This is a genomic window from Hoylesella timonensis S9-PR14 (genome assembly GCF_000762405.1).
Taxonomy (GTDB): Bacteria; Bacteroidota; Bacteroidia; order Bacteroidales; family Bacteroidaceae; genus Prevotella; species Prevotella timonensis_A.
Genome location: NZ_JRPQ01000153.1, coordinates 1 through 24,174 on the forward strand (window position 1 = coordinate 1; position 24,174 = coordinate 24,174).

Consider the following 24,174-nt stretch of genomic DNA (forward strand, 5'->3'; position numbering starts at 1 on the left):
TAACTATCAATTTGTTACTTTTTGAAATGTTAAAGGAATTTCGTGGACAGTAGTGCTTTTACATATACTATTTTGTTGACGTGGTTTCGTTGTATTAAGTAGACACAAAAATGAGAAAACTGCGCACCTTTTACATCCTATTAGTGTTCAAGCACCCCCTCTACATTCACGGATTTAATAGCAAGGAACGCAAAAAGAATCATAAAAACACTTCATTGAGCAAAATAACAACTTGTTTTTAGATGGCAATAACCGAAAGATAAACAACTTTTTTGTAACTTTGCAACACAATTCTAAGAAATGGAATAACAACAATCTTTACTTCCTTAAATAAAATATGTAGTCATGCAGAGAAAAAAATCAACAGAGCTAAAAGATTATGTTATATTGACCTTAGCCATGCTCATCGGCAGCATTGGATGGACGGTTTTTCTATTGCCCAATCATATTGGAATTGGAGGGATTGCTGGAATTTCCTCCGTGTTGTTTTGGGGAATGAACATCCCTGTAGAACTAAGTTATTTAGGGTTCAATGCGTTGCTACTTTCTTTTGCACTAAAAATTTTAGGTTGGCGTTTCTGCCTGAAGACCATCTATGCCGCCCTTGTTTTCTCACTATTTGTTTCGCTCATGAGACATCTAACCAATGATCAAGCCATTATTCGTGATGAACCTTTTATGGCTGCGGTGTTAGGCGGAGTTCTCTTAGGTAGTAGCGTTGGGTTGGGACTTTCATGCAATGGTAGCACAGGAGGAACGGATGTCATTGCCGCAATGATTCACAAATATCATGACATCTCCTTAGGCAAAATTATTTTGTGTTGCGACATATCTATTATTACCTCGAGTTACTTGGTATTGCATGACTGGCAGCAAGTATTATATGGATACGTAGTTCTCATCGTTTCCTCCGCTTGTGTAGACAAGGTGGTAAACATGAGTCGACGTTCTGTCCAGTTTTTCATTATTTCAGATAAATACAAAGAGATTGGGCGTGCCATCAATACTCAAGTGCCACGAGGATGTACCACCATCAATGCCAATGGTTTCTATTCAGGACGTGACATTAAAATGCTATTCGTATTAGCCAAACAAACCGAATCGGCGATGATATTCCAAACCATTGACGAAATAGATCCTGCTGCCTTCGTATCTCAAAGTTCGGTCATTGGCGTTTATGGATTAGGATTTGACAAATTTAAAGTCAGTAAGAAATCCACAACATAGCATGGCTCATTATTGACATCGCAAACCATATACGCTAAGTGTTTATAGCTTCCCCTCACTCCCTGTCTTAGGGGGTGGGGTGTTATACCCACAAAACAAATATGTATAGGTTACACCATGCAATACCAACTTTATACATTTTATAGCCAAGGGATTCCGTATTGTAATACAGAACTGTCCGATAAAAGAAAATCTTCTGATTGAGATATCATTCCATTTTGCTCTAAATGTTTTAGATGATTAAATCGGACACTTGGATTTTCCATTTCTTCTCTTCGTTTTTTACTCATGAGCAAAAAGTCTTCATCCTTTTCCAAACCAAGATAGTTCCTCCCCAACAGATTTGCAGCAATACCCGTAGTACCACTACCGCTAAATGGATCGAGGATCCATGAATTAGGCTCAGAGCTCGCCTGAATAATTCTAACCAACACACCCAAAGGCTTCTGTGTAGGATGCTTACCGCACGATTTTTCCCACTTTCCTATAGAAGGTAGTTGCCACACGTCGGTCATCTGTTTATCTCCATTCATTTTTTCATCAAAGCATAATTAAAACAATGGGGTACCTTAGAAGATTTACGAGCCCAAATAATAAACTCTGTTGAGAATGTAAAGTAACGACAAGAGATATTAGGCGGTGGATTTGTTTTCGCCCATGTAATGATATTCAACACCTTGAAGCCCAATTTTAACAGTTGTTGCTGCACACTGAAAATATTATGGTGAGTTCCAGAAATCCAGATGGTAGCATTGTCTTTCATGTGTTCACGAACTGCCGTCAACCAACGTAAATTAAATGCGTCTAACTCTTCAGAAGTAACAGGCTTGTCCCAATCTCCCTTATCTACACACACAACTTTTCCACTTTGGTAGCTAATGCCTCCTCCCGATAAAAAGTAAGGAGGATCTGCAAATATCATGTCGAATTTGAAATCAAGCTCCCTTTGAAGCTTAAAGAGATGTACATATTTGCTTTAATCGTTTTAGCACTTCAAATATATGCTTCTTGGAATATTCACAATATTCTTCATAATGTTTCTCTTCATCTGTCCAATTATAATCGACAATAGTTTGAATGTCTTTTATTTGTTCTTTTGTTAAAACTTGCTTTACCATAATTTCTCTCATAGAAAAACCTGTTTCAATAATCCGTGGATTATTTGTGAGTAACAAATCCATCGCTTCAGAATTGTTCTTGGCTTCAACGAATCCTAATATTTGACAATTATCAACATCTTCATCTTTATCAGGGGGTAACGTTGTTCCTTCTGTTGTATAAAAAATATATTCATTCATAGTTAAATAATTTGCCAATTATTCATATTTACACATTTCAAACCCGTGTGCATAGCAACTACTCTTTCATAATCTATAAATTGCACACGAGACTTTATGTCGTTAAACATAGAAGCATTTATCTTGTCGTAGAACTCTTTTTTGCGGCATATATCTGCAACTATATAGAATTTAGAGAAGAAATCCTGCAACTCATAAAACTTGGATAACGAATTCTTAATGTCTGTCGTATGCTCAACTTCATAAAAATCAGAAGGCATTTCACGTTCGTTGAACCATATTACATCTACAGTCCTTGCCTTTCTCAACAAATAATCATAGGTAAAAGAGGGGATAGTATAGGTATCAGCGACTTCACATAAGTGTTTGTCAAGAAACATTCTATTCTTATCTTGTGCCGGAATATAAGTTTTCTTGTTCCTATATTTTCCAATTTCAACGAGCAAGCCTTGATAATATCCATGACTAAATTGCTCTTCACTATATTTGTCTCCTTCTTTTATATTAAACTTTTTAAGAACTACTTTTCGACAATCTTCCAAAGCCCAAAGCCCCGATTGTATTCTAAAAATAGATTGGCTATTTTGAACTATTCTCCTTACTGAAGCTTCTGGTGTTTTTGTTTTCCATGACGAAAAATCAACAATTTCGTTAAGTCTGCGAAGAGTTGCAAACCCACCTTCTTTTCTTAAAGCTTCTATTACTTGATATTCTTGAGTCCCTTTTTTCATGCAATTTTTGTAGTGTTCTCTATCTGGTTAAGTTTTTCTCATTGTATCGTTGGCGAACAGCCATAAACATCTCACGTTTAGCCGCCATGTTGCGCAAAGAGTAATATTGCCCTTGTATTTCCCGTAAGGCAGGAATCAACTGCTCTACATTGTCACGGACTGTTTTGTAGCAAGTAATCAAGTCTGAATTAATGTCGTTGATTACAGCCCGTTTAATATTTGGATGCTGCCTCAGCATATAAAAAAGCATTGCCCCTCCACCTATAAAAGGTTCTATGTACGTTACATTTTCCCAATTGTCAAAATCAATTGGGAGTTGCTTATCTATTTGGTCTATCAATTCAGTTTTACCTCCAACCCATTTGATAAAAGGTTTTGCCTTTAGGGATTTACTTATCATATACTGTTTTTACAAGCGAGCATCCATTCTACAAAGAGTGATTAAATGCAAGGATAGTAGTCATTATTATTTTGTTTGAAAGAAAATTAAAACCTTCCTATAGAGTGACACATCAAGTCACTCACTATTTTCAAGGAGCTATTGCGTAATACGTCTTATACTCCTTTCGGATTAGTCTTGCCCAACATCTTTCGCTCTTTATTGCGAAAGTACATAAAAAACTCTAATTATCCAAATTTTACATTGCACTATTTGCAGTTTTGAATATACGAACGTGTAAGTTTTAGGAATGGAGAAATAGACAGAAAATACAATGAGATTGAGGTGCCAAAATTAACCCATGGAGATTGGAGCGTTAAGTGCATGGGTTAAGGAGGTTAACTAATGCTTACAATCTTACGAAGGATAAGTGGTTGATTTTCAAACTATTTCAACTCCACGATGTCGCTCCAACGAGTGGTTGGATTTTTGCTCTTAAAAACATGCTGTATCGCATCTGCAAACACTATAGCCTTGCCGTTTTGCTGTTTTTGCTTGTACTGCTGAGCCCCCAGTTTAACAGTTTCCGTACCCATGAGTTTGTTCAGACGATCTACAACTTGATCTAATTTGATGTGCTTTTCCATTTGAGTAGCGTGGAAATCCAAGAAATTAGTTTGTATCGCAGCATCCGACTGAAGTCCCATAACCACAACTCCAGCTTTCTTGTATTGATATCCACTGGCAAAAATGTGTTGCAACCCCTGCGCTGCAGCCTGTACAATGACCTGCGTGGAATTTGAGGGAGTGAGCAACTGTACAGAAGTGGAATTCCAATACTGATCCAAATCTTCACGGAAACGATTGGTGTGCACAAAGACACTCACCACAGAAGCAACAGATTGTTGCTGCCGAAGTTTATACGCACACCGTGCGGCAAAGTTGGCAATGTGGGTACGCACAGCATCATACTCCGCCAACATGCCTGTAAAGCTTCTACTGGTACAAATACTTTTCTTATGCGTCATCTCATCTATTGGCACACAATCCTCTCCCCAAAGCTCCTGCCAAGTGCGCATGCCAACCACCGTAAAAAGTGAACGTATCCACGACTTATCATGCATGGCAAAATCATAAGCCGAACGAATGCCCATGGACTCTAATTTCGTGGCATGACGACGTCCGATGCCCCACACCTCACTAATGGGGTATTGTTGCAGCGCTTTTGTCCGTTTCTCATCTGTATCAATGATACAACAATGCTGATACCCCTCGTATTTCTTCGCATAATGACTTGCCATTTTTGCCAAAGTCTTGGTATGCGCTATCCCAATACTAATAGGCATTCCCGTATATTTTAGTATGCGATGACACAGAGACTCGCCCCACTGTTTCAAATCTGTAAAACTCATATCGGGCAAGACACAGAAACACTCATCGATGGAATATCGAAAACTCTGAGGTGATGCCTCTCGAATGAGCTGCATCACCCGTGCCGTAAGTTCACCATATAACTCGTAATTGCTGGAAAAAACGGCAATCTCATTATCATGATATTGCTCCTTGAGTTGATAATAGGGCATGCCGGCTGGTATTCCCATCCGTTTAGCTTCCTTGCTTCGGGCTACAACGCATCCGTCGTTGTTGCTTAACACAACAACGGGCTTATGTTTGAGGTCAGGGCGGAACACGCGCTCACAACTCACATAACAGCTGTCACAATCACAAATCGCGTAATACATTGAGGTTTTTACAATTCTTGATGACAAAGGTAACAACGCCCCATATTTCAAAATCGTCATCATTGACAACCTTAATGGGCTTAAAATTCTCATTGGCAGGCATCAACTCGATATATCCCTCTTGAGCATGCGCTGTATTCAAGAATTTTAAGGTAAACTCGCCATTCACATAAGCCACGACAATATCTTTATCCTTTGGTTCTTCAGCCCGATCAATCACAGCGATATCACCGTCATAGATGCCCACTCCTATCATGGAGTCGCCCGACACACGCCCATAGAACGTAGCTTCGGGATGTTTTATCAAATCCCGATTAAAGTCAATCCTGTCTTGTAAATAATCTTCTGCCGGACTTGGAAAGCCAGCCTTGATAGCAGGAGCTATCTGCAATGAGAGTTGTTTGGCGAACTCGCCTTTCACTATTTTTATTTTCCCCATTATCAAATAACAGTCAACATACGTTGATGCAAAGATACTAAATTTAGGGTAGAAAACAGAGCAACCCAATAATTAGGTTCAAAATAGAGCGAGATTGTGAAAATCTACCTCGTATAAAAAGTAAAAAAAGGGAGGTGCACCATTGATAGTGATCCACCTCCCTTGTATAGTTTTCTTGGTAGTACATACAGCCTGTGCCGTAATGCTACCTCACCAAATTATTCGGAGAAATCGAGTACATTCTTGCGATTAGCCTCAATGCGCTCATATTCTTCTTTCGAGCCAACGATGAGCTTCTCCCACTGGCGAAGTCCAGTTCCGGCAGGTATTAAGTGTCCGCAGATGACATTCTCTTTCATACCTTCCAGATAATCAACTTTGGCATGGATAGCCGCTTCATTGAGCACCTTTGTCGTTTCCTGGAACGATGCTGCACTCATAAAGCTTTTAGTTTGTAACGCTGCACGTGTGATACCTTGCAGAATCTGAGTTGAAGTTGCTGGAACAGCATCTCGAACTTCCACCAAGCGTAAGTCACGACGCTTCAACGAAGAGTTTTCATCGCGCAGCTTACGAGCAGTCACGATTTGACCCACCTTCAGCACTTCACTATCTCCGGCATTGATTACCACTTTCTTGCCCCAAATGCGATCATTCTCTTCTGCAAAATCAAGCTTATCGACTAACTCTTGCTCCAAGAATGTAGTGTCGCCAGGTTCGTTAATCTGAACCTTACGCATCATCTGACGTACAATAATTTCAAAGTGCTTATCATTGATTTTCACACCCTGCAGACGATAAACGTCTTGTACCTCATTCACAATATACTCTTGTACAGCCGTTGGTCCCTTAATTGCAAGAATGTCATTCGGAGTGATGACACCATCAGACAATGGCGTACCTGCTCGTACCGCATCATGTTCTTGAACCAAAATCTGTTTACTCAAAGAAACAAGATACTTCTTCTGCTCACCCGTCTTAGAGGTGACAATGATTTCGCGGTTTCCACGCTTTACCTTGCCCATGGTAACCTCGCCATCGATTTCAGAAACGACAGCAGGGTTAGAGGGGTTACGAGCCTCGAACAACTCTGTGACACGAGGAAGACCACCAGTAATGTCACCCGCACCTCCAACGGCACGTGGTATCTTCACCATCGTTTGACCTGTCTTAATTTCAGCACCGTCTTCAACTACCACGTGACCACCTACTGGGAAGTTATAGGTACCAAGCACCTCGCCCTTCTTTCCGATAATATCACAAGTAGGAACCAAAGACTTATCCTTAGAATCACTGATAATCTTTTCGGTCAAACCAGTAGTATCGTCCGTCTCAGCGTGATAAGTTTTTCCAGCAACCACGTCATTGAACTTCAACTTACCTTCGTATTCGGAAACGATGACAGCATTGAATGGATCCCATTTTGCAATAAGCGTTCCCTTCTCAACAGTATCACCATGCTTATAATACAACGAACTTCCATAAGGAACGTTCATCGTACTAAGCACAATATCGGTATGAGGATCGATGAAACGAATTTCTGCCAGACGACTAACAACCTTCAAGCATTTAACATCTTTCACTCCATCGTTCTCTACGTAAGGAACAGTACGCAACTCGTCAAACTCAATTTTACAATCATTTTTAGCAACGATAGAAGCATTGGCAGCTGCGTTACCAGCCACACCACCGGCGTGGAAGGTTCGAAGTGTCAACTGTGTACCTGGCTCACCAATAGCCTGTGCAGCAATCACACCAACAGCCTCGCCTTTCTGTACCATGCGTGCCGTTGCCAAGTTTCGACCATAGCATTTCTTACAAACGCCATGCTTACTTTCGCAAGTCAAGACCGAACGTATCTCTACGCTCTCAATAGGTGACTCGTCAATGAGTCGTGCCTTCTCTTCTGTGATCTCTTCACCAGCAGCAACAATAAGTTCGCCCGTTGTTGGATGTATGATATCATGAACGGATACACGACCTAAGATTCGCTCATAGAGTGTTGAGATGATTTCATCACCACTCTTCAAAGCTGTACAGATAAGTCCTCTTAAAGTTCCGCAGTCTTCCTCGTTAATGATGACATCATGAGAAACATCCACCAATCGACGTGTCAAGTATCCAGCATCGGCTGTCTTCATAGCCGTATCAGCCAAACCTTTTCGAGCACCGTGTGAGGAAATAAAATACTCGAGCACTGACATACCTTCCTTAAAGTTGGAGAGAATAGGATTTTCAATAATCTGTTGTCCTTCTGCTCCTGCCTTCTGAGGTTTAGCCATCAAACCACGCATACCCGAGAGCTGCTTAATCTGGTCCTTAGAACCACGAGCTCCCGAATCAAGCATCATATAGACAGCATTAAAACCTTGGTCGTTCTCGGTCATCTCTTTCATGAGAACATCACCCAACTCATTATTCACATGCGTCCAAGCATCAATCACCTGATTGTAACGCTCGGTGTCGGTAATGAATCCCATTTCATAGTTAGCTTTGATTTGGTTGACTTCATCCTGCCCTTTCTTTACTATTCCCACTTTACTTTCAGGAATAATAATATCATCAAGGTTGAAAGACAGACCTGCAACATACGCCATGCGATAACCTAAGTTCTTGATACCATCGAGGAATTCGCATGCGCGAGCCATACCAACGACCTTAATTACATCTGCGATAATGGTACGCAAAGTCTTCTTAGAAATGATGTCGTTGAAGTAGCCCACTTCATCGGGAATAATACCATTCACAATGACACGACCCACAGAGGTTTCTACCACATGGTCTTGCAACTTACCATCCACCAAGTCCTTCACCACTACTTTGACACGTGCATGTAAGTCGCACTTCTTTTCGTTGTAGGCAATAATTGCTTCTTCAGGACCATAGAACGAAAGACCTTCACCCATTGCTCCAGGACGGATTTTAGTAATATAATACAAGCCTAACACCATATCCTGTGACGGAACAGTGATAGGAGCACCGTTGGCTGGGTTGAGGATATTATGACTCTGAAGCATCAGTATTTGAGCCTCGAGAATTGCCTCGTTGCTTAAAGGAAGGTGAACCGCCATTTGGTCACCATCGAAGTCGGCATTAAACGCTGTACAAGCCAATGGATGCAACTGAATAGCTTTACCCTCAATAAGTTTGGGTTGGAATGCTTGGATTCCCAAACGGTGCAAAGTAGGAGCACGGTTCAACAGAACGGGATGTCCTTTCATCACATTCTCTAAAATGTCCCAAATCACAGGCTCACGTCGGTCAACTATCTTCTTGGCACTCTTCACAGTTTTCACGATGCCACGCTCAATGAGTTTGCGAATCACGAATGGTTTATACAGTTCGGCAGCCATCAATTTAGGCAGACCGCACTCGCCCATCTTCAATTCTGGACCAACCACAATTACCGAACGTGCCGAATAGTCTACACGTTTACCAAGAAGGTTTTGGCGGAAGCGTCCTGCTTTACCCTTAAGAGAATCAGACAAAGACTTCAAAGGACGGTTGCTCTCACTCTTCACCGCACTACTCTTGCGAGAATTATCAAACAGAGAGTCGACAGCCTCTTGCAACATACGTTTCTCATTACGTAGAATCACCTCAGGGGCTTTGATTTCCATAAGTCTCTTCAAGCGATTATTACGAATAATGACACGACGATAGAGGTCGTTCAGGTCGGAGGTGGCAAAACGTCCACCATCCAACGGAACCAGCGGACGAAGCTCGGGTGGAATGACAGGCACTATCTTTAGTATCATCCATTCTGGACGGTTGATATCTTTGCTCTGACGGAAAGCTTCTACTACCTGTAAACGTTTCAAGGCTTCCGTTTTACGCTGCTGACTTGTGTCATTGTTCGCCCGATCGCGCAATTCGTATGAAATTGAGTCCAAATCCAAGTTAGCCAACAAATCATACACTGCCTCGGCACCCATCTTAGCGATAAACTTATTGGGATCGGTATCATCTAAGCGGTCATTGTTAGGATCTAACTGATGATCAAGAATATCTAAATATTCATCTTCTGTCAGTAAATCCATTACATGAGAGCCATTCATCTCTATTCCATCGCCATCCTTGCGACCTTCCATGACACCAGGCTTGATAACGACATACTTCTCATAGTAGATAACGGAATCAAGTTTTTTTGTGGGCATTCCCAATAGATAACCTATCTTGTTGGGTAATGAACGGAAATACCAAATATGAGCAACAGGAACAACCAATTCGATATGACCCGAACGCTCACGACGAACCTTCTTCTCGGTCACCTCAACTCCACATCGATCGCAGACAATCCCTTTATAGCGAATTCGTTTGTATTTACCACAGGCACACTCATAGTCCTTCGTTGGTCCAAAAATGCGCTCACAGAAAAGGCCATCACGCTCAGGCTTGTAGGTTCGATAATTGATGGTTTCGGGTTTAGTCACCTCACCATACGAATTTTCGAGAATTTCCTCAGGAGATGCCAAGCTAATGGTTATCTTGGTAAAATTATTTTTTATTTTTGTATCTTTCTTAAAAGCCATGTTCTATATCTTTATTGTGTGAATACAATGTAGGAAAAATTAATCGAGTTTCACACTCAATCCGAGTCCACGCAATTCATGCAGCAGCACGTTCAACGATTCTGGAATTCCTGGTGTTGGCATTCCATCACCCTTCACGATAGCCTCGTATGCCTTGCTACGTCCTACAGTATCATCAGACTTAACTGTCAAAATCTCCTGTAATACGTGGCTGGCGCCAAAGGCCTCAAGTGCCCATACCTCCATCTCACCGAAACGTTGTCCACCAAATTGTGCTTTACCACCAAGTGGCTGTTGGGTAATCAATGAATAAGGCCCTATTGAGCGTGAGTGCATTTTGTCTTCAACCATGTGACCGAGCTTCAAGAAGTAAGTAATACCTACGGTAGCTGGTTGGTCAAACTTCTCTCCTGTCTCACCATCGTAGAGGTGAGTAGAGCACAAGTGAGGTAACCCCGCTTTCTCGGTCCATTCAGACAGGTCTTCAAGTTTTGCACCATCGAAAATCGGAGTAGCAAACTTGACGCCCAACTTCAATCCAGCAGCACCAAGAATCGCTTCGAAAATCTGACCGAGGTTCATTCGAGAAGGCACGCCCAAGGGGTTGAGCACCAAGTCTACCGGACGACCATCTTCTAAGAATGGCATATCCTCGGCACGTACTATCTTTGACACGATACCCTTGTTTCCATGTCGACCAGCCAATTTGTCTCCAACACTAATCTTACGTTTCTTCGCAATATAAACTTTTGCCATTTGCAACACGCCAGAAGGTAGTTCATCTCCAATCGAAATTGCAAACTTACGACGCTTCAGCTCGGCATCTAACATTTTATATTTACGGATATAGTTCATGATTAAGGCTTGAATGAGCTTATTGGTATGCTCATCAACGGTCCAATCATTCGACTGTATGCCATCATACTCTAAGTTTTTCAAAGCAGCAGCGGTGAAGCTACTTCCCTTCGTAATGATTTCAGCACCCGTATAGTCTTTAACTCCTTGTGACTTTTTGTCTTCGGTCAACGTAAGGAGTTTGTCAACCAATATATCTTTTAGGTCATTATTCTTAGCTTCGTACTCTTCATCAATTTTAGCTAAGACAACCTTGTCATGTTTCTTTGATTCTCTTGTTTTAATGGCACGGCTGAAGAGTTTCTTGTCGATTACCACACCACTCAGCGAAGGATTGGCTTTCAAAGAAGAGTCTTTTACATCGCCAGCCTTGTCGCCAAAGATAGCGCGCAACAGCTTTTCTTCTGGTGAAGGATCACTCTCTCCCTTAGGAGAAATCTTACCAATCAAAATATCTCCTGGCTCCACTCTTGCCCCAACGCGGATGACACCATTTTCGTCCAAATCTTTGGTTGATTCTTCACTGACATTAGGAATGTCGCTGGTGAATTCCTCCATACCTCGTTTGGTTTCACGAACATCCAGAGAATATTCATCTACATGCACCGATGTCAGCACATCGTCACGCACTACCCGTTCAGAAATTACGATGGCATCCTCGTAGTTATATCCCTTCCAAGGCATATAAGCTACCAAAAGATTTCGACCGAGTGCCAGTTCGCCATTCTCCGTAGCATATCCTTCTGTTAAAATATCACCAGCCTTAACACGTTGTCCTTTATTGCAAATAGGACGAAGGTCTATGGTCATATTTTGATTGGTGCGTCGGAACTTTGGAATACGATATTCTTTCAATGCAGGTTCGAAACTTACAAATTCTTCGTCTTCTGTCCGATCGTAGAGAATACGTATCGTAGTAGCGTCCACATATTCCACGACACCATTGCCTTCGGCTGTTATCATCGTACGTGAATCTTCACATACCTGTTTCTCTAAGCCCGTACCAACGATAGGAGCATCGTTATGGAGCAAAGGAACTGCCTGGCGCATCATGTTACATCCCATCAATGCGCGGTGTCCATCATCATGCTCTAAGAAAGGAATTAACCCTGCGGATACGGAAGCAATCTGCTGTGGAGAGACGTCTACCAATGCAACCTGGTCGGGATCTACCACAGGATAATCTGCATCTTGACGACATTTCACGTAATCACGGATAAACGAACCATCTGGACGCAAAGGTGCATTTCCTTGTCCAACAATCAAGTCCTCTTCTTCCTCTGCAGTCATGAAAACGATATGGTCGTTATTCATATCTACCTTGGCATTCTTCACCTTACGATAAGGGGTGACGATAAAACCAAGATCATTAATCTTTGCATAGATACATAGGGAGGAAATCAAACCAATGTTCGGTCCTTCAGGACTCTCAATTGGACACAAACGACCATAGTGTGTATAGTGAACGTCACGAACTTCGAAGCCAGCTCGCTCACGAGACAAGCCACCAGGTCCCAGTGCAGACAAACGACGTTTGTGAGTTACCTCTGCCAAGGGGTTCGTCTGGTCCATGAACTGTGACAAAGGATTGGTTCCAAAGAACGAATTGATAACGCTGGTTATAGTTTTGGCATTGATTAAGTCAGTAGGTGTAAAGACTTCATTATCGCGAACGTTCATACGTTCACGAATGGTTCTGCTCATACGAGCCAAACCTACAGAGAACTGGTTGGACAGTTGTTCGCCAACGGTGCGCACACGGCGGTTTGACAAGTGGTCAATATCATCAACCGTTGCATTTGAGTTAACCAACTGTATCAAATATTTGATAATCTCGATGATATCATCCTTCGTCAGAACACGGATATCCATATCCGTTTCAAGACCTAATTTCTTATTGATACGATAGCGACCTACTTCACCTAAATCGTAGCGTTTATCTGAAAAGAAAAGATTGTTAAAGACTTCTCTTGCACTGGCATCATCGGCAGGATCGGCATTGCGAAGCTGGCGATAGATATAATTAACAGCCTCCTTCTCTGAGTTGGAAGGATCTTTCGATAACGTATTGAAAATAATCGCAAACTTGTTAGCCAATTCAGAATCACGGTGTAATAAAATGGTGGATGCACCACTGTCTATAATGTCTGCCACATTATCTTCCGTAATTTCTGTTTCGCGCTCCATGATAACCTCATTTCGCTCAATAGATACAACTTCGCCTGTATCCTCGTCTACGAAGTCTTCATTCCAGCTTTTCAAAACGCGAGCAGCCAAACGGCGACCAATCGAAGCTTTCATGTTCTTCTTATTCACCTTCACTTCCTCGGCAAGGTCGAAAATCTGAAGAATATCCTTATCTGATTCGTAACCTATGGCACGCAATAAGGTAGTAACGGGCAATTTCTTCTTTCGATCAATGTAAGCATACATCACATTGTTAATGTCTGTAGCAAACTCAATCCAAGAGCCCTTAAATGGGATAATACGAGCAGAATAAAGGGTAGTACCATTGGCATGGACGCCTTGTCCGAAGAAGACGCCTGGCGATCGATGCAATTGAGAAACAACCACACGTTCGGCTCCGTTGATAACAAAAGTACCATTGTCCGTCATGTAAGGAATAGTACCAAGGAATACGTCCTGTATAAACGTACCAAAGTCCTCGTGATCTGGATCTGTACAATAAAGCTTCATTTTGGCCTTCAAGGGTACGCTATAGGTCAACCCACGCTCTAAACACTCATCGATAGAATAACGGGGCGGATCTATAAAATAATCCAAGAACTCAAGAACGAAGTTATTTCTTGTATCGGTAATAGGGAAGTTCTCTGAGAACACCTTATAGAGACCGTCATTCTTGCGTTCCTCGGGAGGAGTTTCCAACTGTAAGAAATCCTTGAAGGACTTTAACTGCACATCGAGAAAATCCGGATAAGGTACCGGATTATGCACGCTTGCAAAATTAATTCTGTTATCAACACTTTTTGTAGCCATAAATAAAATCAGTGGGAGTAGTCTCCCCTTTGCTCGTTAACAATTTGTTGTCTTAAGACACAAAAAGGTCAGGATTCGCCTACTGGACAAATCCTAACCGTAATCATAATAAGTGGGTTTAGGAGATGCGACTATTCACACTGTCGCACCTCCTAAAAGAGAGATTTACTTCAATTCAATCTTAGCACCAGCCTCTTCGATGGCCTTCTTCAAGTTCTCAGCTTCTTCCTTAGACAAGCCTTCCTTGATGGTTGCAGGAGCACCGTCAACAAGATCCTTAGCTTCCTTCAAGCCAAGACCACAAGCTTCTTTTACAGCCTTAACAACCTGAAGCTTGGTAGCTCCAACTTCGGTCAATACAACGTCAAAAGACGTCTTCTCTTCAGCTGCGCCAGCTGCACCACCAGCAGCAGGACCAGCAGCTACAGCAACAGCTGCTGCAGCAGGCTCAATACCATACTCGTCCTTGAGGACTGTTGCCAACTCGTTTACTTCTTTAACTGTCAAATTTACTAATTCTTCAGCAATAGCTTTAATATCTGCCATTTTATTCTAAATTTAATTTATTTTTAATTCTTTATTTGATTTGACTTTTGGTAGATGACTCTACACATCAACAGGAAGAGTCAACGGAATAATTTATTCTGGACGTTCTCCCAATGTTTGGAGTACACCATGAATGGTATTACCACCAGATTGAAGTGCAGAAACAACATTCTTTGCGGGAGATTGCAGCAATGCAACAATCTCTGCGATAACTTCGTTCTTACTCTTCAATGCTGCCAACTCTGCCAGCTTATCAGCACCAATATAAACGCTTTCCTCAGCATAGGCTGCCTTCAATGCAGGAAAATCTTGCTTATCATATTCCTTCAGCAGCTTTGCAGGTACGTTTGCTGTCTGTGCAAACATCACAGCGGTGCTTCCCACTAAGCAGTCATATAAAGGTTCGAAATCAACATCAGATGCGTCAAGAGCTTTGCGAAGAAGTGTATTTTTAACTACAACCATCTTCACTTCATTCTTGAAACACTTCCGACGTAGCTGAGAGGTTTCCTCTGCATTCAACCCAGTAACATCTACCAAGTAAAAATGAGGATACTCCTTCAGTTTCTCGCCTAAATCTACAATGATAGTATCTTTTATTTCTTTCTTCATTTTACAAAACTTTTAGAGTTATTCAACTGATTTAGGATCAATCTTGATACCCTTACTCATAGTGCTTGAAATAAAGATACTCTTGAGATATGTACCTTTAGCAGCAGTTGGTTTTAGCTTGATAACGGTAGAGATAAACTCTTTTGCATTATCATAAATCTGCTCAGGAGTCATACTGATTTTGCCGATAGAGGTATGAATAATACCAGACTTATCAACCTTAAAATCAATTTTACCTGATTTGATTTCTTTCACTGCCTTAGCAACATCCATCGTCACCGTTCCACTCTTGGGGTTAGGCATCAAGCCACGTGGTCCAAGTACACGACCTAAAGGACCAACTTTACCCATACAAGATGGCATCGTAATAATCACGTCTATATCTGTCCATCCACCTTTGATCTTTTCGATGTATTCGTCAAGACCAACGTAGTCAGCGCCAGCTTCTTTCGCAGCAGCTTCTTGGTCAGGTGTACAGAGACATAGCACACGAGTAACTTTACCAGTTCCATGAGGAAGTGTAACGACACCTCTCACCATCTGGTTCGCTTTTCGTGGGTCTACGCCTAAACGCATATCAATATCAAGAGAGGCATCAAACTTGGTGGTCGTAATTTCCTTCACCAATTCTGAAGCTTCTTTTAATGTGTATGCCTTCCCTGCTTCAACCTTATCAGCTACTGATTTCTGATTTTTTGTGAGTTTACTCATTTTTTAATTGAAGTTTAAATTTATTTTCCAGGGAAGTCCCCTTTTACTGTGATACCCATACTGCGAGCAGTACCTGCCACAAGTTTCATAGCGCTCTCAACTGTAAAACAGTTCAAATCAGTCATTTTATCTTCAGCGATAGTGCGTACTTGATCCCAAGTAACGCTCGCTACCTTTTGACGATTTGGCTGTGCAGAAGCGGTTTTCACCTTTGCAGCCTCCTTCAACTGAACAGCTGCAGGAGGGGTTTTGAGAACAAAGCTAAATGACTTGTCTGTATAGTAAGTGATAACAACAGGAATAATCTTCCCTGCTTTATCCTGGGTTCTGGCATTGAACTCTTTGCAAAATCCCATGATATTAATACCCTTAGAACCCAAAGCAGGTCCTACTGGTGGAGAAGGATTCGCAGCACCACCTTTAATCTGTAATTTGATTAATCCAGCTACTTCTTTTGCCATTTTTTTTGTTAATATTAAAATTGAAAAATATAAAAAAGAATGTCTAACCCCGTAACAAAGTCGTTAAACCTCTTTTTGCACTTGCATAAAACTTAACTCCAATGGAGTCTTTCGACCAAATATCTTTACCATGACTTTCAGCTTATGCTTTTCGACATTCACCTCTTCGATGACGCCACTAAAGCCACTAAAAGGACCGTCGGTAACGGTAACAACCTCATCAACCTCATAAGGAACTTCTACATCGTTCGTTATTTCGGTCTCTTCGACATCACCAAGCATTCGATTGATTTCGGACTGAGGAACAGGTGACGGATTATCCAAGCCACCTAAGAATCCTAAGCAATTGGGCATGAAGCGTAAGGTATGCGCCACATCGCCAACCAGGGAAGCCTCTACAAAGATATAGCCAGGAAGACTTATTTTCTCCTTTTCTACTCTTTTGCCGTTACGCAAAGCGGCATGTTTCTCCATTGGAATCAATATTTGAGAGACATGCTGTTGTAGCAACGTGTTGTGTTTCATTTCAGCTTCGATGTATTCTTTCAGCTTAGCTTCTTTTCCATTGACAGCACGCAGTACATACCAATTCATTTTTGTATCAGCCATTTCTTAACGATTTAACCTGGATAAACAATGCCCATTAGATGCTGGAAGCACCAGTCCATACAGAACACCACCAATGCAATGACAAGGGAAGCAGATAATACAACCACTGCACTGTGTGTTAGTTCTCGACTCGTTGGCCAAGTTGTTTTATACGCAAGTTCATCATAACATGCCTTGCAATAATTTACGATCTTCTTAAACATATTATCTTTTATTTTGCACGGGTTGAAAGACTCGAACTCTCGACACCTGGTTTTGGAGACCAGTGCTCTACCAACTGAGCTAAACCCGTAAAAGAAGTTCCCGCAACCGCTATTACGGGAACTGTTATGAAAAGGGAATGAATTGTCAAACGATTCAATCCCGTATCTTCAATTACTGAACATCGTCCAAAATCTTTGTGATCTGACCAGAACCTACTGTACGACCACCTTCACGGATAGCGAAACGAAGACCTTCATTCAAAGCAACCTTGTAAATCAGTTTAACTTCGATTTCTACGTTATCGCCAGGCATAACCATTTCTACGCCCTCTGGCAAAGTGATTTCACCTGTACAGTCCATGGTACGAAGATAGAACTGAGGACGATATTTGTTTCCGAATGGAGTGTGACGTCCACCTTCTTCTTTCTTCAATACATAGATAGAAGCCTTGAAGTGATCGTGAGGAGTAATCGCTCCTGGGTGTACAACAACCATACCACGTTTAACTTCATCCTTATCAATACCACGGAGCAACAAACCTACGTTGTCACCAGCTTCACCTTCAGAAAGAATCTTACGGAACATCTCAACGCCTGTAACAACAGATTTCTTGTCTTCACCAAGTCCGAGCAATTGAACTTCATCGCCAACCTTTACTTTACCTGTCTCAATACGACCTGTTACAACCGTACCACGACCTGTGATAGAGAACACGTCCTCAACAGGCATCAAGAATGGTTTGTCCAAATCACGCTCAGGCTCTTGAATCCATTCATCAACGGTATCCATCAGAGTCATCACGCTGTCAACCCACTTATCAACGCCGTTCAAAGCACCGAGTGCAGAACCACGTACAATAGGAGTATCCTCTTCGAAATCATACTGCTCAAGAAGTTCATGGAGCTCCATTTCTACGAGTTCCATCATCTCCTCATCGTCTACCAAGTCACACTTGTTCAAGAAAACAACCAAACGAGGAACGTTTACCTGACGAGCCAAAAGCACGTGCTCACGTGTCTGAGGCATAGGACCGTCTGTGGCAGCTACTACCAAGATAGAACCGTCCATCTGTGCAGCACCAGTAACCATGTTCTTCACATAGTCAGCGTGTCCAGGACAGTCTACGTGTGCATAGTGACGCTTCGCTGTTTCATACTCAATATGTGAAGAGTTAATGGTAATACCACGCTCTTTCTCCTCAGGAGCGTTATCAATCTGATCGAACGACTTAGCCTCTTCACCACCGAAGCCCTTATCATGAAGCGTTTTTGAGATAGCAGCAGTCAGAGTAGTCTTTCCGTGGTCTACGTGACCAATTGTACCAATATTAACGTGCGGTTTGGTACGTACAAATTCTTCTTTAGCCATAGCTTTACTTTTTTATTTATATAAATTAATTATCTTGTTATATCTGTTTTTCTACAAAGGATCTATAAAATAGAACCGAAGTAGAGCTGTAACTGAGAGTTGAACTCAGGACCTCTTCCTTACCAAGGAAGTGCTCTACCACTGAGCTATTACAGCAGTGAGAGCGGAAAACGGGACTCAAACCCGCGACCCCCAGCTTGGAAGGCTAGTGCTCTATCAACTGAGCTATTTCCGCAAAAACTTCTACTGGAGTGGGTAGTGATGGATTCGAACCACCGAAGTCGAAAGACAGCAGATTTACAGTCTGCCCCATTTGGCCACTCTGGTAACTACCCTTTGTTTTTACGAACTTGTCTCTTTTTAGCTGGAGAGCCTCTTGTCGGATTCGAACCAACGACCCCGAGATTACAAATCACGTGCTCTGGCCAACTGAGCTAAAGAGGCAAATCTATGCAGCCGTTTGGCTGAAGCTTTTAAGACGTGTCGTAAAACGGCTGCAAAGATAGGGATATTTTTTAAACCGCCAAAACTTTTTCTATTTTTTTTTAGAACGAGCGAGATTTTTCTTTGAATTTTTGGATTTTAACCCGCATCGCATCAACACAGAGGTCAATTCCCTCTTCGAATGTATCGCAGGTTTTATCCACAAACAAGGTGGCTCCTGGCACTACCACGGTAAGACTTGTTTCCTTGTTCATTGCCGTGGCTGGCTTGATGACCTTGAGCTGTACCTCTACTCTCTGAATGTCTTCTAAAGATTTTTCTAACTTGCCTACTTTTTTCTCTACGAAGGCCTCTAATTTCTCAGTTGCATCAAAGCGAATTGATTGAATTTTTATTTCCATAATTACCTCCAAGTTTTAAAGGTTAAGCTCGGGGATGAGCTTTCATATAAACACGCTTCAACTGCTCGAAAGTTGTATGGGTATACACTTCCGTTGTTGTGAGACTTTGATGTCCCAGCAGTTGTTGCACACTCTCCAATCCTGCTCCGTGGTTCATCATCGCTGTAGCAAAGGTGTGTCTCAACACATGGGGTGTACGTTTTTTTAAAGTGGTAACAGTAGACAAACATTTATTTACCGCATAACGCACCTGATTATGTGTCAAACGCTGCCCGTCTTTATCCACAAAGAAGGCCGTCGATTGTCGTTGCACTTGTTCATCGCGAATCGACACATAGTGCTGCAGCGACTCCTTTAATTCCGCACCAAACGGTATATAGCGCTCTTTATTTCGCTTTCCTAAGACTTTCAGACTCTGATGAGTGAAATCAATAGACGCATCATCCAGCCCTATCAACTCTGCCAAACGCATGCCAGTGCAGTAAAAGGTTTCTACCAATGTATGTGCCAACACATCTTTATATTGAATTCCTTCCAATTTGAAGTCTAAAAGAGCATCCATCTCAGATTCTTTGACAAACTGGGGCAAAGGCTTTTTTTTCTTAGGACCCACTATTGTGATTGTAGGATCTTTATCGACAAGACCTCGAGTTAAGGCAAAACGATAAAAGGAACGCAAAGCACTCAATCTCCTATTGATTGACGTGGCATTGTTTCCTCTATCCATCATACTCTCCATCCAGTCACGGATGATGTTCGAGTCTATCGACTCCCAAGAGAGTTGGGGTTCCAAAAGACGAAAGAACTCCTCAAAGGCCATAAGGTCTTTTCCGTAATTCTTCACGGTTAGCGCGGAGCGATTTTTCTCAAATCGCAGGTAGTCCAAGAATTCTTTTATCATCGTCATCACTTGCTTACACCACGGAGGTAAAATCATTGATTATCCAGGAAGTAAACACATTCATGATGCTCAACTATCCGTTAAATCAATTGTTATACGCAACGAATATACGGAAAATAATTGAAACTACCAAAAGAATCTGAAGTTTTTATTCTTCAGCGTCGCGCAATTTTTGTACGTAGATGGCACGCTCCATCTTCAAGCGCCTCAACACAGAAGGCTTGTCGTATTGCTGACGTGCGCGTAACTCTTTAATAACACCTGTCTTATCGAACTTTCTTTTAAAACGCTTCAAAGCTCTTTCGATATTCTCACCATCTTTTACGGGTACAATAATCATGCTTTTGTTTTTAATATTTAATGTTATAGTTAATTCATTTTTACATCTCGTTACGAAATGCGGCTGCAAAATTACGACTTATTTGTGAAACGTACAAGTTTTTAGCGCACATTTTACTTTTGCAAGCACGTCTCTTTTGTTTAAGAAAGGTTGTTTATGGTGAAAAACAAACTTATCCTACTCACTTATAGGACGTTCCCACAAGTCTATGCCTTCCTAAATAGCTTGCGTAGCCTCTCGCAACCAATCATTTTCCTTATCGGAGAGGTAGGGCGACAAACGCTGGAATACGTGTTCGTGATACGCATTGAGCCAGTTCCGCTCCTCAGGCAACAACATCTCTATAATAATAGGTGTGGTGTCAATGGGGGCAAGCGTTAACGGTTCAAATTGCAGAAACTCACCGAAAGCGGTTTTCAGATAAGGTGTGATGAGCAATGTGTTCTCAATGCGCACGCCAAACTTGCCTTCCAAATAGAGTCCTGGTTCGTCTGTGACAGTCATGCCTGCACGCAAGGGAGCTGGCTTGTATTCCATTCGAATTTGATGAGGTCCCTCATGAACATTAAGATAACTTCCCACACCATGCCCTGTACCATGCATAAAGTTCATCCCCTCACGCCACATGGCTTGCCGAGCCAGTGCATCCAACTGTGTGCCACTGGCACCTGCAGGAAATTTGCACAGCTCTAACTGGATATGTCCTTTGAGTACCAATGTGTACACACGGCGTTGCTCTTCGGTGAGCGGTCCCAAAGCAACAGTCCGCGTAATGTCGGTGGTACCGTCAAGATATTGTGCTCCACTGTCTATCAGCACTAACCCTTTAGGCTGTACAGGAATGTCGGTCTCTGGTGTAGCTTCATAATGCACAATGGCTCCGTGTGCCTCGTAGCCTACTATGGTATCAAAGGAGAGTCCACGATACAAATCCTGCTCGGCACGTAAGGCGGTCAATTTCTCATCTAACGAAATCTCGGTTTGTCCACCAGCCTCAACTGCGGGTTTAAGCCACTTTAAGAATTTGACCATGGCAACGCCATCTCGCTCCATCGCTGCCTTAAAACCAGCAATCTCTGCTTTATTCTTCACGGCTTTCATAGCAGGAACGGGTGAGGGAGCTGTGATTACATGTTGTTTTTGAAACACCGAGAAAATGTGTGCATTCAATTGTTCCGCATCTAACAATATTGTATAATCGGGATAATGCCTACCCACCTGCGTAACCTCATCATACGAACGCGTGGACACACCTTCAGCTTTCAAGTACGACTGTACTTCCTCTGTCAATTTTTCTGGGTCGACATACAACACGGCTTCATGCGTAGATATCAGGAGATAAGCAACGAATACAGGATTGCAGTGTACATCTGTGCCACGTAAATTGAGTGTCCATGCAATATCATCAAGTGCTGAAAGCATGGTACCGTCCGCATGTTGCAGACGCAAGGCTTTTCTGATACGTGTCAATTTACTGCTTGTGGATTCACCAGCATATTGCAAGGGATGTATCTCCACCTTATTCTTGGGTATCGCAGGTCGGTCATTCCAAATCTGGGCAAGTGGGTCAAAGTTGGTTCTGAGGGTGATACCGCCTTCTTTTCGTAAGTCGTTAACCATTTGCTGTACAAAGGCTTTAGTGTTTACGAAGCCATCCATCCCCACTTCGGTGAAGTCTGTTTGCTGCAATTCTTGTCCAATCCATTGAGCTATCGAAGGCGTATCTGGCAATCCTATCCGCATGAGTTGATATTCGGTATGCTTCAACTGCGCTTCAGCCGCAATGAAATAACGCGAATCGGTCCACAAGGCAGCACTGGTTTGGGTAACCACAGCCACACCTGCCGAACCGTCAAACTCCGAAATCCATTCACGTCCTTTCCAATGATCGGGTACATATTCACTATTGTGTGCATCGGTACTGGGAAAAATAAATGCACCTAAATGTTCGCGTTTCATTACTTTGCGCAATCTACTTAATCGCTCTGCTATTTCTGTCTTCATTGCCATCCATTTTAATGTATTACAAATATAGATAAAATTTCCGAATTATAAGCTAATGACTAAAAAAGTTATTCTTTAGAGGTGTCATATTTTTCTATGAGACTTCTGAAAAAATGCTAATTGTGGATTCAAGGTTTAATAACAATTAAAAAATAGAAAATAAGACTCATATTTATTTAGATTTTAGTAACTTTGTAGTCAGAGGATAAGCAATGGATTTTCATAACATTTTTAATATATTATAAAATTATGGCATTTTTGACAAACGAAAAATTAACCATCGTCGGCGCAGCTGGGATGATTGGTTCTAACATGGTTCAAACCGCCCTCAGCATGGGGCTTACAAACAACATTTGTCTCTACGACGTATTCTCTCCAGAAGGTGTTGCAGAGGAAATGCGCCAAAGTGGTTTCGATGCAGTAAACATCGTTGCTACAACAGACGTGAAAGAGGCTTTCACCGATGCTAAATACATTATCTCTTCTGGTGGTGCTCCTCGCAAGGCTGGCATGACTCGCGAAGACTTATTGAAAGGCAACTGCGAAATTGCAGAAGGTCTTGGCAAGGATATTAAGAAATATTGCCCTGACGTAAAGCATGTAGTGATAATCTTTAACCCTGCCGACTTGACAGGTTTGGTAACATTATTGTACTCTGGCTTGAAACCATCACAGGTAACAACCTTGGCAGCACTCGACTCTACTCGTTTGCAGAGTGCACTGGCTAAGAAGTTCAACGTCATGCAGACTGAGGTAAAGGGTGCTGCTACTTACGGTGGACACGGTGAGCAAATGGCAGTATTTGGTAGCCACGTCACCATTTCTGGCAAACCATTGACCGAAATCATCGGTACTCCAGAATTCTCTAACGAAGAGTGGGAACAGATGAAGAAAGATGTTACCAAGGGCGGTGCAAAGATTATTGAGCTTCGCGGACGTTCTTCGTTCCAAAGCCCTGCTTACCTCTCTGTTGAGATGATTCGCTCGGTCATGGGTGGCGAACCATTCCGTTTCCCTGTAGGAACATACGTAAGCACCGACAAGTACAACCACATCATGATGGCTATGAAGACGACGCTCGACAAGACTGGCGCACACTACGAAGTACCACAAGGAACCAACGAGGAGAACGCTAAGCTGGATGCAAGCTACGAACATCTTTGCAAGATGCGCGACGAGTTAGTTACTTTGAACATCGTTCCAGAAATCTCTGAATGGTCAAAGATTAATCCTAATCTCTAAGGATTCCTTTGCGGTTGAGATTTCTCAACTTGAAGATATAAAAGGATGTAGCCCTCTTGGAACTACATCCTTTTTTAGGCTGGTTCTATAAATTACCACCGCACATAGTCATCAAATGTTTATGAAATACG

19 protein-coding genes, 5 tRNA genes and 2 pseudogenes are annotated in these 24,174 nt (G+C 42.1%); 2 read left to right on the forward strand and 24 right to left on the reverse strand.

Annotation, left to right across the window (positions count from 1 at the left end; genetic code table 11):
• The first annotated feature begins 345 nt into the window (after positions 1 to 345).
• A complete protein-coding gene (locus tag HMPREF9304_RS09665; protein WP_036928558.1) occupies positions 346 to 1,227 on the forward strand; it encodes a YitT family protein in 882 nt (293 codons plus the stop codon).
• A 140-nt stretch (positions 1,228 to 1,367) separates the two neighbouring features.
• On the opposite strand, the pseudogene HMPREF9304_RS09670 reads toward HMPREF9304_RS09665, so the two are convergent.
• The 24 genes and pseudogenes from HMPREF9304_RS09670 to HMPREF9304_RS09780 form a co-directional block, all read right to left on the reverse strand.
• Positions 1,368 to 2,182: pseudogene (locus tag HMPREF9304_RS09670) on the reverse strand (DNA-methyltransferase); the annotation flags it as partial.
• Positions 2,181 to 2,525 (reverse strand): hypothetical protein, encoded by a 345-nt coding sequence (locus HMPREF9304_RS13825; protein ID WP_146003009.1) that lies wholly within the window; start codon positions 2,523 to 2,525, stop codon positions 2,181 to 2,183. The pseudogene HMPREF9304_RS09670 and the gene HMPREF9304_RS13825, both read right to left, overlap by 2 nt.
• Positions 2,526 to 2,527: 2 nt before the next feature.
• Positions 2,528 to 3,256, reverse strand: a complete 729-nt coding sequence (locus HMPREF9304_RS09680) for a type II restriction enzyme NmeDI-related protein (protein WP_036928560.1) — start codon at positions 3,254 to 3,256, stop codon at positions 2,528 to 2,530.
• Positions 3,257 to 3,264: 8 nt separating this feature from the next.
• Positions 3,265 to 3,656, reverse strand: a pseudogene (locus HMPREF9304_RS09685) (DNA adenine methylase); the annotation flags it as partial.
• 425 nt (positions 3,657 to 4,081) lie between these two features.
• Positions 4,082 to 5,377, reverse strand: coding sequence for a Y-family DNA polymerase (locus HMPREF9304_RS09690; protein WP_036928562.1), 1,296 nt, complete (start codon positions 5,375 to 5,377; stop codon positions 4,082 to 4,084).
• Positions 5,358 to 5,816 (reverse strand): LexA family protein, encoded by a 459-nt coding sequence (locus HMPREF9304_RS09695; RefSeq protein WP_025071454.1) that lies wholly within the window; start codon positions 5,814 to 5,816, stop codon positions 5,358 to 5,360. The genes HMPREF9304_RS09690 and HMPREF9304_RS09695 overlap by 20 nt, the downstream gene beginning before the upstream one ends.
• Positions 5,817 to 6,034: 218 nt before the next feature.
• Complete coding sequence (gene rpoC, locus HMPREF9304_RS09700) at positions 6,035 to 10,348, reverse strand: DNA-directed RNA polymerase subunit beta' (RefSeq protein ID WP_036928564.1); 4,314 nt, start codon at positions 10,346 to 10,348, stop codon at positions 6,035 to 6,037.
• Positions 10,349 to 10,387: 39 nt separating this feature from the next.
• Positions 10,388 to 14,200, reverse strand: a complete 3,813-nt coding sequence (rpoB, locus tag HMPREF9304_RS09705) for a DNA-directed RNA polymerase subunit beta (RefSeq protein WP_036928567.1) — start codon at positions 14,198 to 14,200, stop codon at positions 10,388 to 10,390.
• Between the two features lie 165 nt (positions 14,201 to 14,365).
• The gene (gene rplL, locus HMPREF9304_RS09710) at positions 14,366 to 14,746 is read right to left on the reverse strand and encodes a 50S ribosomal protein L7/L12 (protein WP_008122427.1); all 381 of its coding nucleotides are present in this window, start codon (positions 14,744 to 14,746) and stop codon (positions 14,366 to 14,368) included.
• Between the two features lie 93 nt (positions 14,747 to 14,839).
• Positions 14,840 to 15,358, reverse strand: coding sequence for a 50S ribosomal protein L10 (rplJ, locus tag HMPREF9304_RS09715; RefSeq protein ID WP_008122428.1), 519 nt, complete (start codon positions 15,356 to 15,358; stop codon positions 14,840 to 14,842).
• Between the two features lie 18 nt (positions 15,359 to 15,376).
• Complete coding sequence (rplA, locus tag HMPREF9304_RS09720) at positions 15,377 to 16,069, reverse strand: 50S ribosomal protein L1 (protein WP_036928570.1); 693 nt, start codon at positions 16,067 to 16,069, stop codon at positions 15,377 to 15,379.
• A 20-nt stretch (positions 16,070 to 16,089) separates the two neighbouring features.
• Complete coding sequence (gene rplK / locus HMPREF9304_RS09725) at positions 16,090 to 16,530, reverse strand: 50S ribosomal protein L11 (protein WP_008122432.1); 441 nt, start codon at positions 16,528 to 16,530, stop codon at positions 16,090 to 16,092.
• Between the two features lie 63 nt (positions 16,531 to 16,593).
• Positions 16,594 to 17,139, reverse strand: coding sequence for a transcription termination/antitermination protein NusG (nusG, locus tag HMPREF9304_RS09730; protein WP_008122434.1), 546 nt, complete (start codon positions 17,137 to 17,139; stop codon positions 16,594 to 16,596).
• Between the two features lie 11 nt (positions 17,140 to 17,150).
• A complete protein-coding gene (gene secE / locus HMPREF9304_RS14100; protein ID WP_081455446.1) occupies positions 17,151 to 17,342 on the reverse strand; it encodes a preprotein translocase subunit SecE in 192 nt (63 codons plus the stop codon).
• Between the two features lie 16 nt (positions 17,343 to 17,358).
• Positions 17,359 to 17,431 (reverse strand) — tRNA-Trp (locus HMPREF9304_RS09735).
• Between the two features lie 83 nt (positions 17,432 to 17,514).
• Positions 17,515 to 18,711 (reverse strand): elongation factor Tu, encoded by a 1,197-nt coding sequence (gene tuf, locus HMPREF9304_RS09740; protein WP_008122436.1) that lies wholly within the window; start codon positions 18,709 to 18,711, stop codon positions 17,515 to 17,517.
• An 84-nt stretch (positions 18,712 to 18,795) separates the two neighbouring features.
• A tRNA-Thr gene (locus tag HMPREF9304_RS09745) sits at positions 18,796 to 18,867 on the reverse strand.
• 6 nt (positions 18,868 to 18,873) lie between these two features.
• Positions 18,874 to 18,946: transfer RNA gene (locus HMPREF9304_RS09750), tRNA-Gly, on the reverse strand.
• 17 nt (positions 18,947 to 18,963) lie between these two features.
• Positions 18,964 to 19,046, reverse strand: a tRNA-Tyr gene (locus HMPREF9304_RS09755).
• 35 nt (positions 19,047 to 19,081) lie between these two features.
• A tRNA-Thr gene (locus HMPREF9304_RS09760) sits at positions 19,082 to 19,155 on the reverse strand.
• Between the two features lie 101 nt (positions 19,156 to 19,256).
• Positions 19,257 to 19,556 (reverse strand): ribosome hibernation-promoting factor, HPF/YfiA family, encoded by a 300-nt coding sequence (hpf, locus tag HMPREF9304_RS09765; RefSeq protein ID WP_008122438.1) that lies wholly within the window; start codon positions 19,554 to 19,556, stop codon positions 19,257 to 19,259.
• A gap of 22 nt (positions 19,557 to 19,578) precedes the next feature.
• Positions 19,579 to 20,457, reverse strand: a complete 879-nt coding sequence (locus HMPREF9304_RS09770) for a tyrosine-type recombinase/integrase (RefSeq protein ID WP_197061668.1) — start codon at positions 20,455 to 20,457, stop codon at positions 19,579 to 19,581.
• A gap of 148 nt (positions 20,458 to 20,605) precedes the next feature.
• Entirely contained in the window at positions 20,606 to 20,797 is a 192-nt protein-coding gene (gene rpsU / locus HMPREF9304_RS09775) for a 30S ribosomal protein S21 (protein WP_008122443.1), read from the reverse strand.
• A 216-nt stretch (positions 20,798 to 21,013) separates the two neighbouring features.
• The gene (locus HMPREF9304_RS09780) at positions 21,014 to 22,807 is read right to left on the reverse strand and encodes a M24 family metallopeptidase (protein ID WP_374187982.1); all 1,794 of its coding nucleotides are present in this window, start codon (positions 22,805 to 22,807) and stop codon (positions 21,014 to 21,016) included.
• A gap of 243 nt (positions 22,808 to 23,050) precedes the next feature.
• Here HMPREF9304_RS09780 and HMPREF9304_RS09785 point away from each other — a divergent pair, with 243 nt between their 5' ends.
• Entirely contained in the window at positions 23,051 to 24,043 is a 993-nt protein-coding gene (locus HMPREF9304_RS09785; RefSeq protein WP_025071447.1) for a malate dehydrogenase, read from the forward strand.
• Positions 24,044 to 24,174 lie beyond the last annotated feature (131 nt).

Coding starts and splice junctions, on each gene's coding strand:
- HMPREF9304_RS09665 (WP_036928558.1), top strand. CDS start 346: ATGCAGAGAAAAAAATCAACAGAGCTAAAAGATTATGTTATATTGACC.
- HMPREF9304_RS13825 (WP_146003009.1), bottom strand. CDS start 2,525: ATGAATGAATATATTTTTTATACAACAGAAGGAACAACGTTACCCCCT.
- HMPREF9304_RS09680 (WP_036928560.1), bottom strand. CDS start 3,256: ATGAAAAAAGGGACTCAAGAATATCAAGTAATAGAAGCTTTAAGAAAA.
- HMPREF9304_RS09690 (WP_036928562.1), bottom strand. CDS start 5,377: ATGTATTACGCGATTTGTGATTGTGACAGCTGTTATGTGAGTTGTGAG.
- HMPREF9304_RS09695 (WP_025071454.1), bottom strand. CDS start 5,816: ATGGGGAAAATAAAAATAGTGAAAGGCGAGTTCGCCAAACAACTCTCA.
- rpoC (WP_036928564.1), bottom strand. CDS start 10,348: ATGGCTTTTAAGAAAGATACAAAAATAAAAAATAATTTTACCAAGATA.
- rpoB (WP_036928567.1), bottom strand. CDS start 14,200: ATGGCTACAAAAAGTGTTGATAACAGAATTAATTTTGCAAGCGTGCAT.
- rplL (WP_008122427.1), bottom strand. CDS start 14,746: ATGGCAGATATTAAAGCTATTGCTGAAGAATTAGTAAATTTGACAGTT.
- rplJ (WP_008122428.1), bottom strand. CDS start 15,358: ATGAAGAAAGAAATAAAAGATACTATCATTGTAGATTTAGGCGAGAAA.
- rplA (WP_036928570.1), bottom strand. CDS start 16,069: ATGAGTAAACTCACAAAAAATCAGAAATCAGTAGCTGATAAGGTTGAA.
- rplK (WP_008122432.1), bottom strand. CDS start 16,530: ATGGCAAAAGAAGTAGCTGGATTAATCAAATTACAGATTAAAGGTGGT.
- nusG (WP_008122434.1), bottom strand. CDS start 17,139: ATGGCTGATACAAAAATGAATTGGTATGTACTGCGTGCTGTCAATGGA.
- secE (WP_081455446.1), bottom strand. CDS start 17,342: ATGTTTAAGAAGATCGTAAATTATTGCAAGGCATGTTATGATGAACTT.
- tuf (WP_008122436.1), bottom strand. CDS start 18,711: ATGGCTAAAGAAGAATTTGTACGTACCAAACCGCACGTTAATATTGGT.
- hpf (WP_008122438.1), bottom strand. CDS start 19,556: ATGGAAATAAAAATTCAATCAATTCGCTTTGATGCAACTGAGAAATTA.
- HMPREF9304_RS09770 (WP_197061668.1), bottom strand. CDS start 20,457: ATGATAAAAGAATTCTTGGACTACCTGCGATTTGAGAAAAATCGCTCC.
- rpsU (WP_008122443.1), bottom strand. CDS start 20,797: ATGATTATTGTACCCGTAAAAGATGGTGAGAATATCGAAAGAGCTTTG.
- HMPREF9304_RS09780 (WP_374187982.1), bottom strand. CDS start 22,807: ATGGCAATGAAGACAGAAATAGCAGAGCGATTAAGTAGATTGCGCAAA.
- HMPREF9304_RS09785 (WP_025071447.1), top strand. CDS start 23,051: ATGGCATTTTTGACAAACGAAAAATTAACCATCGTCGGCGCAGCTGGG.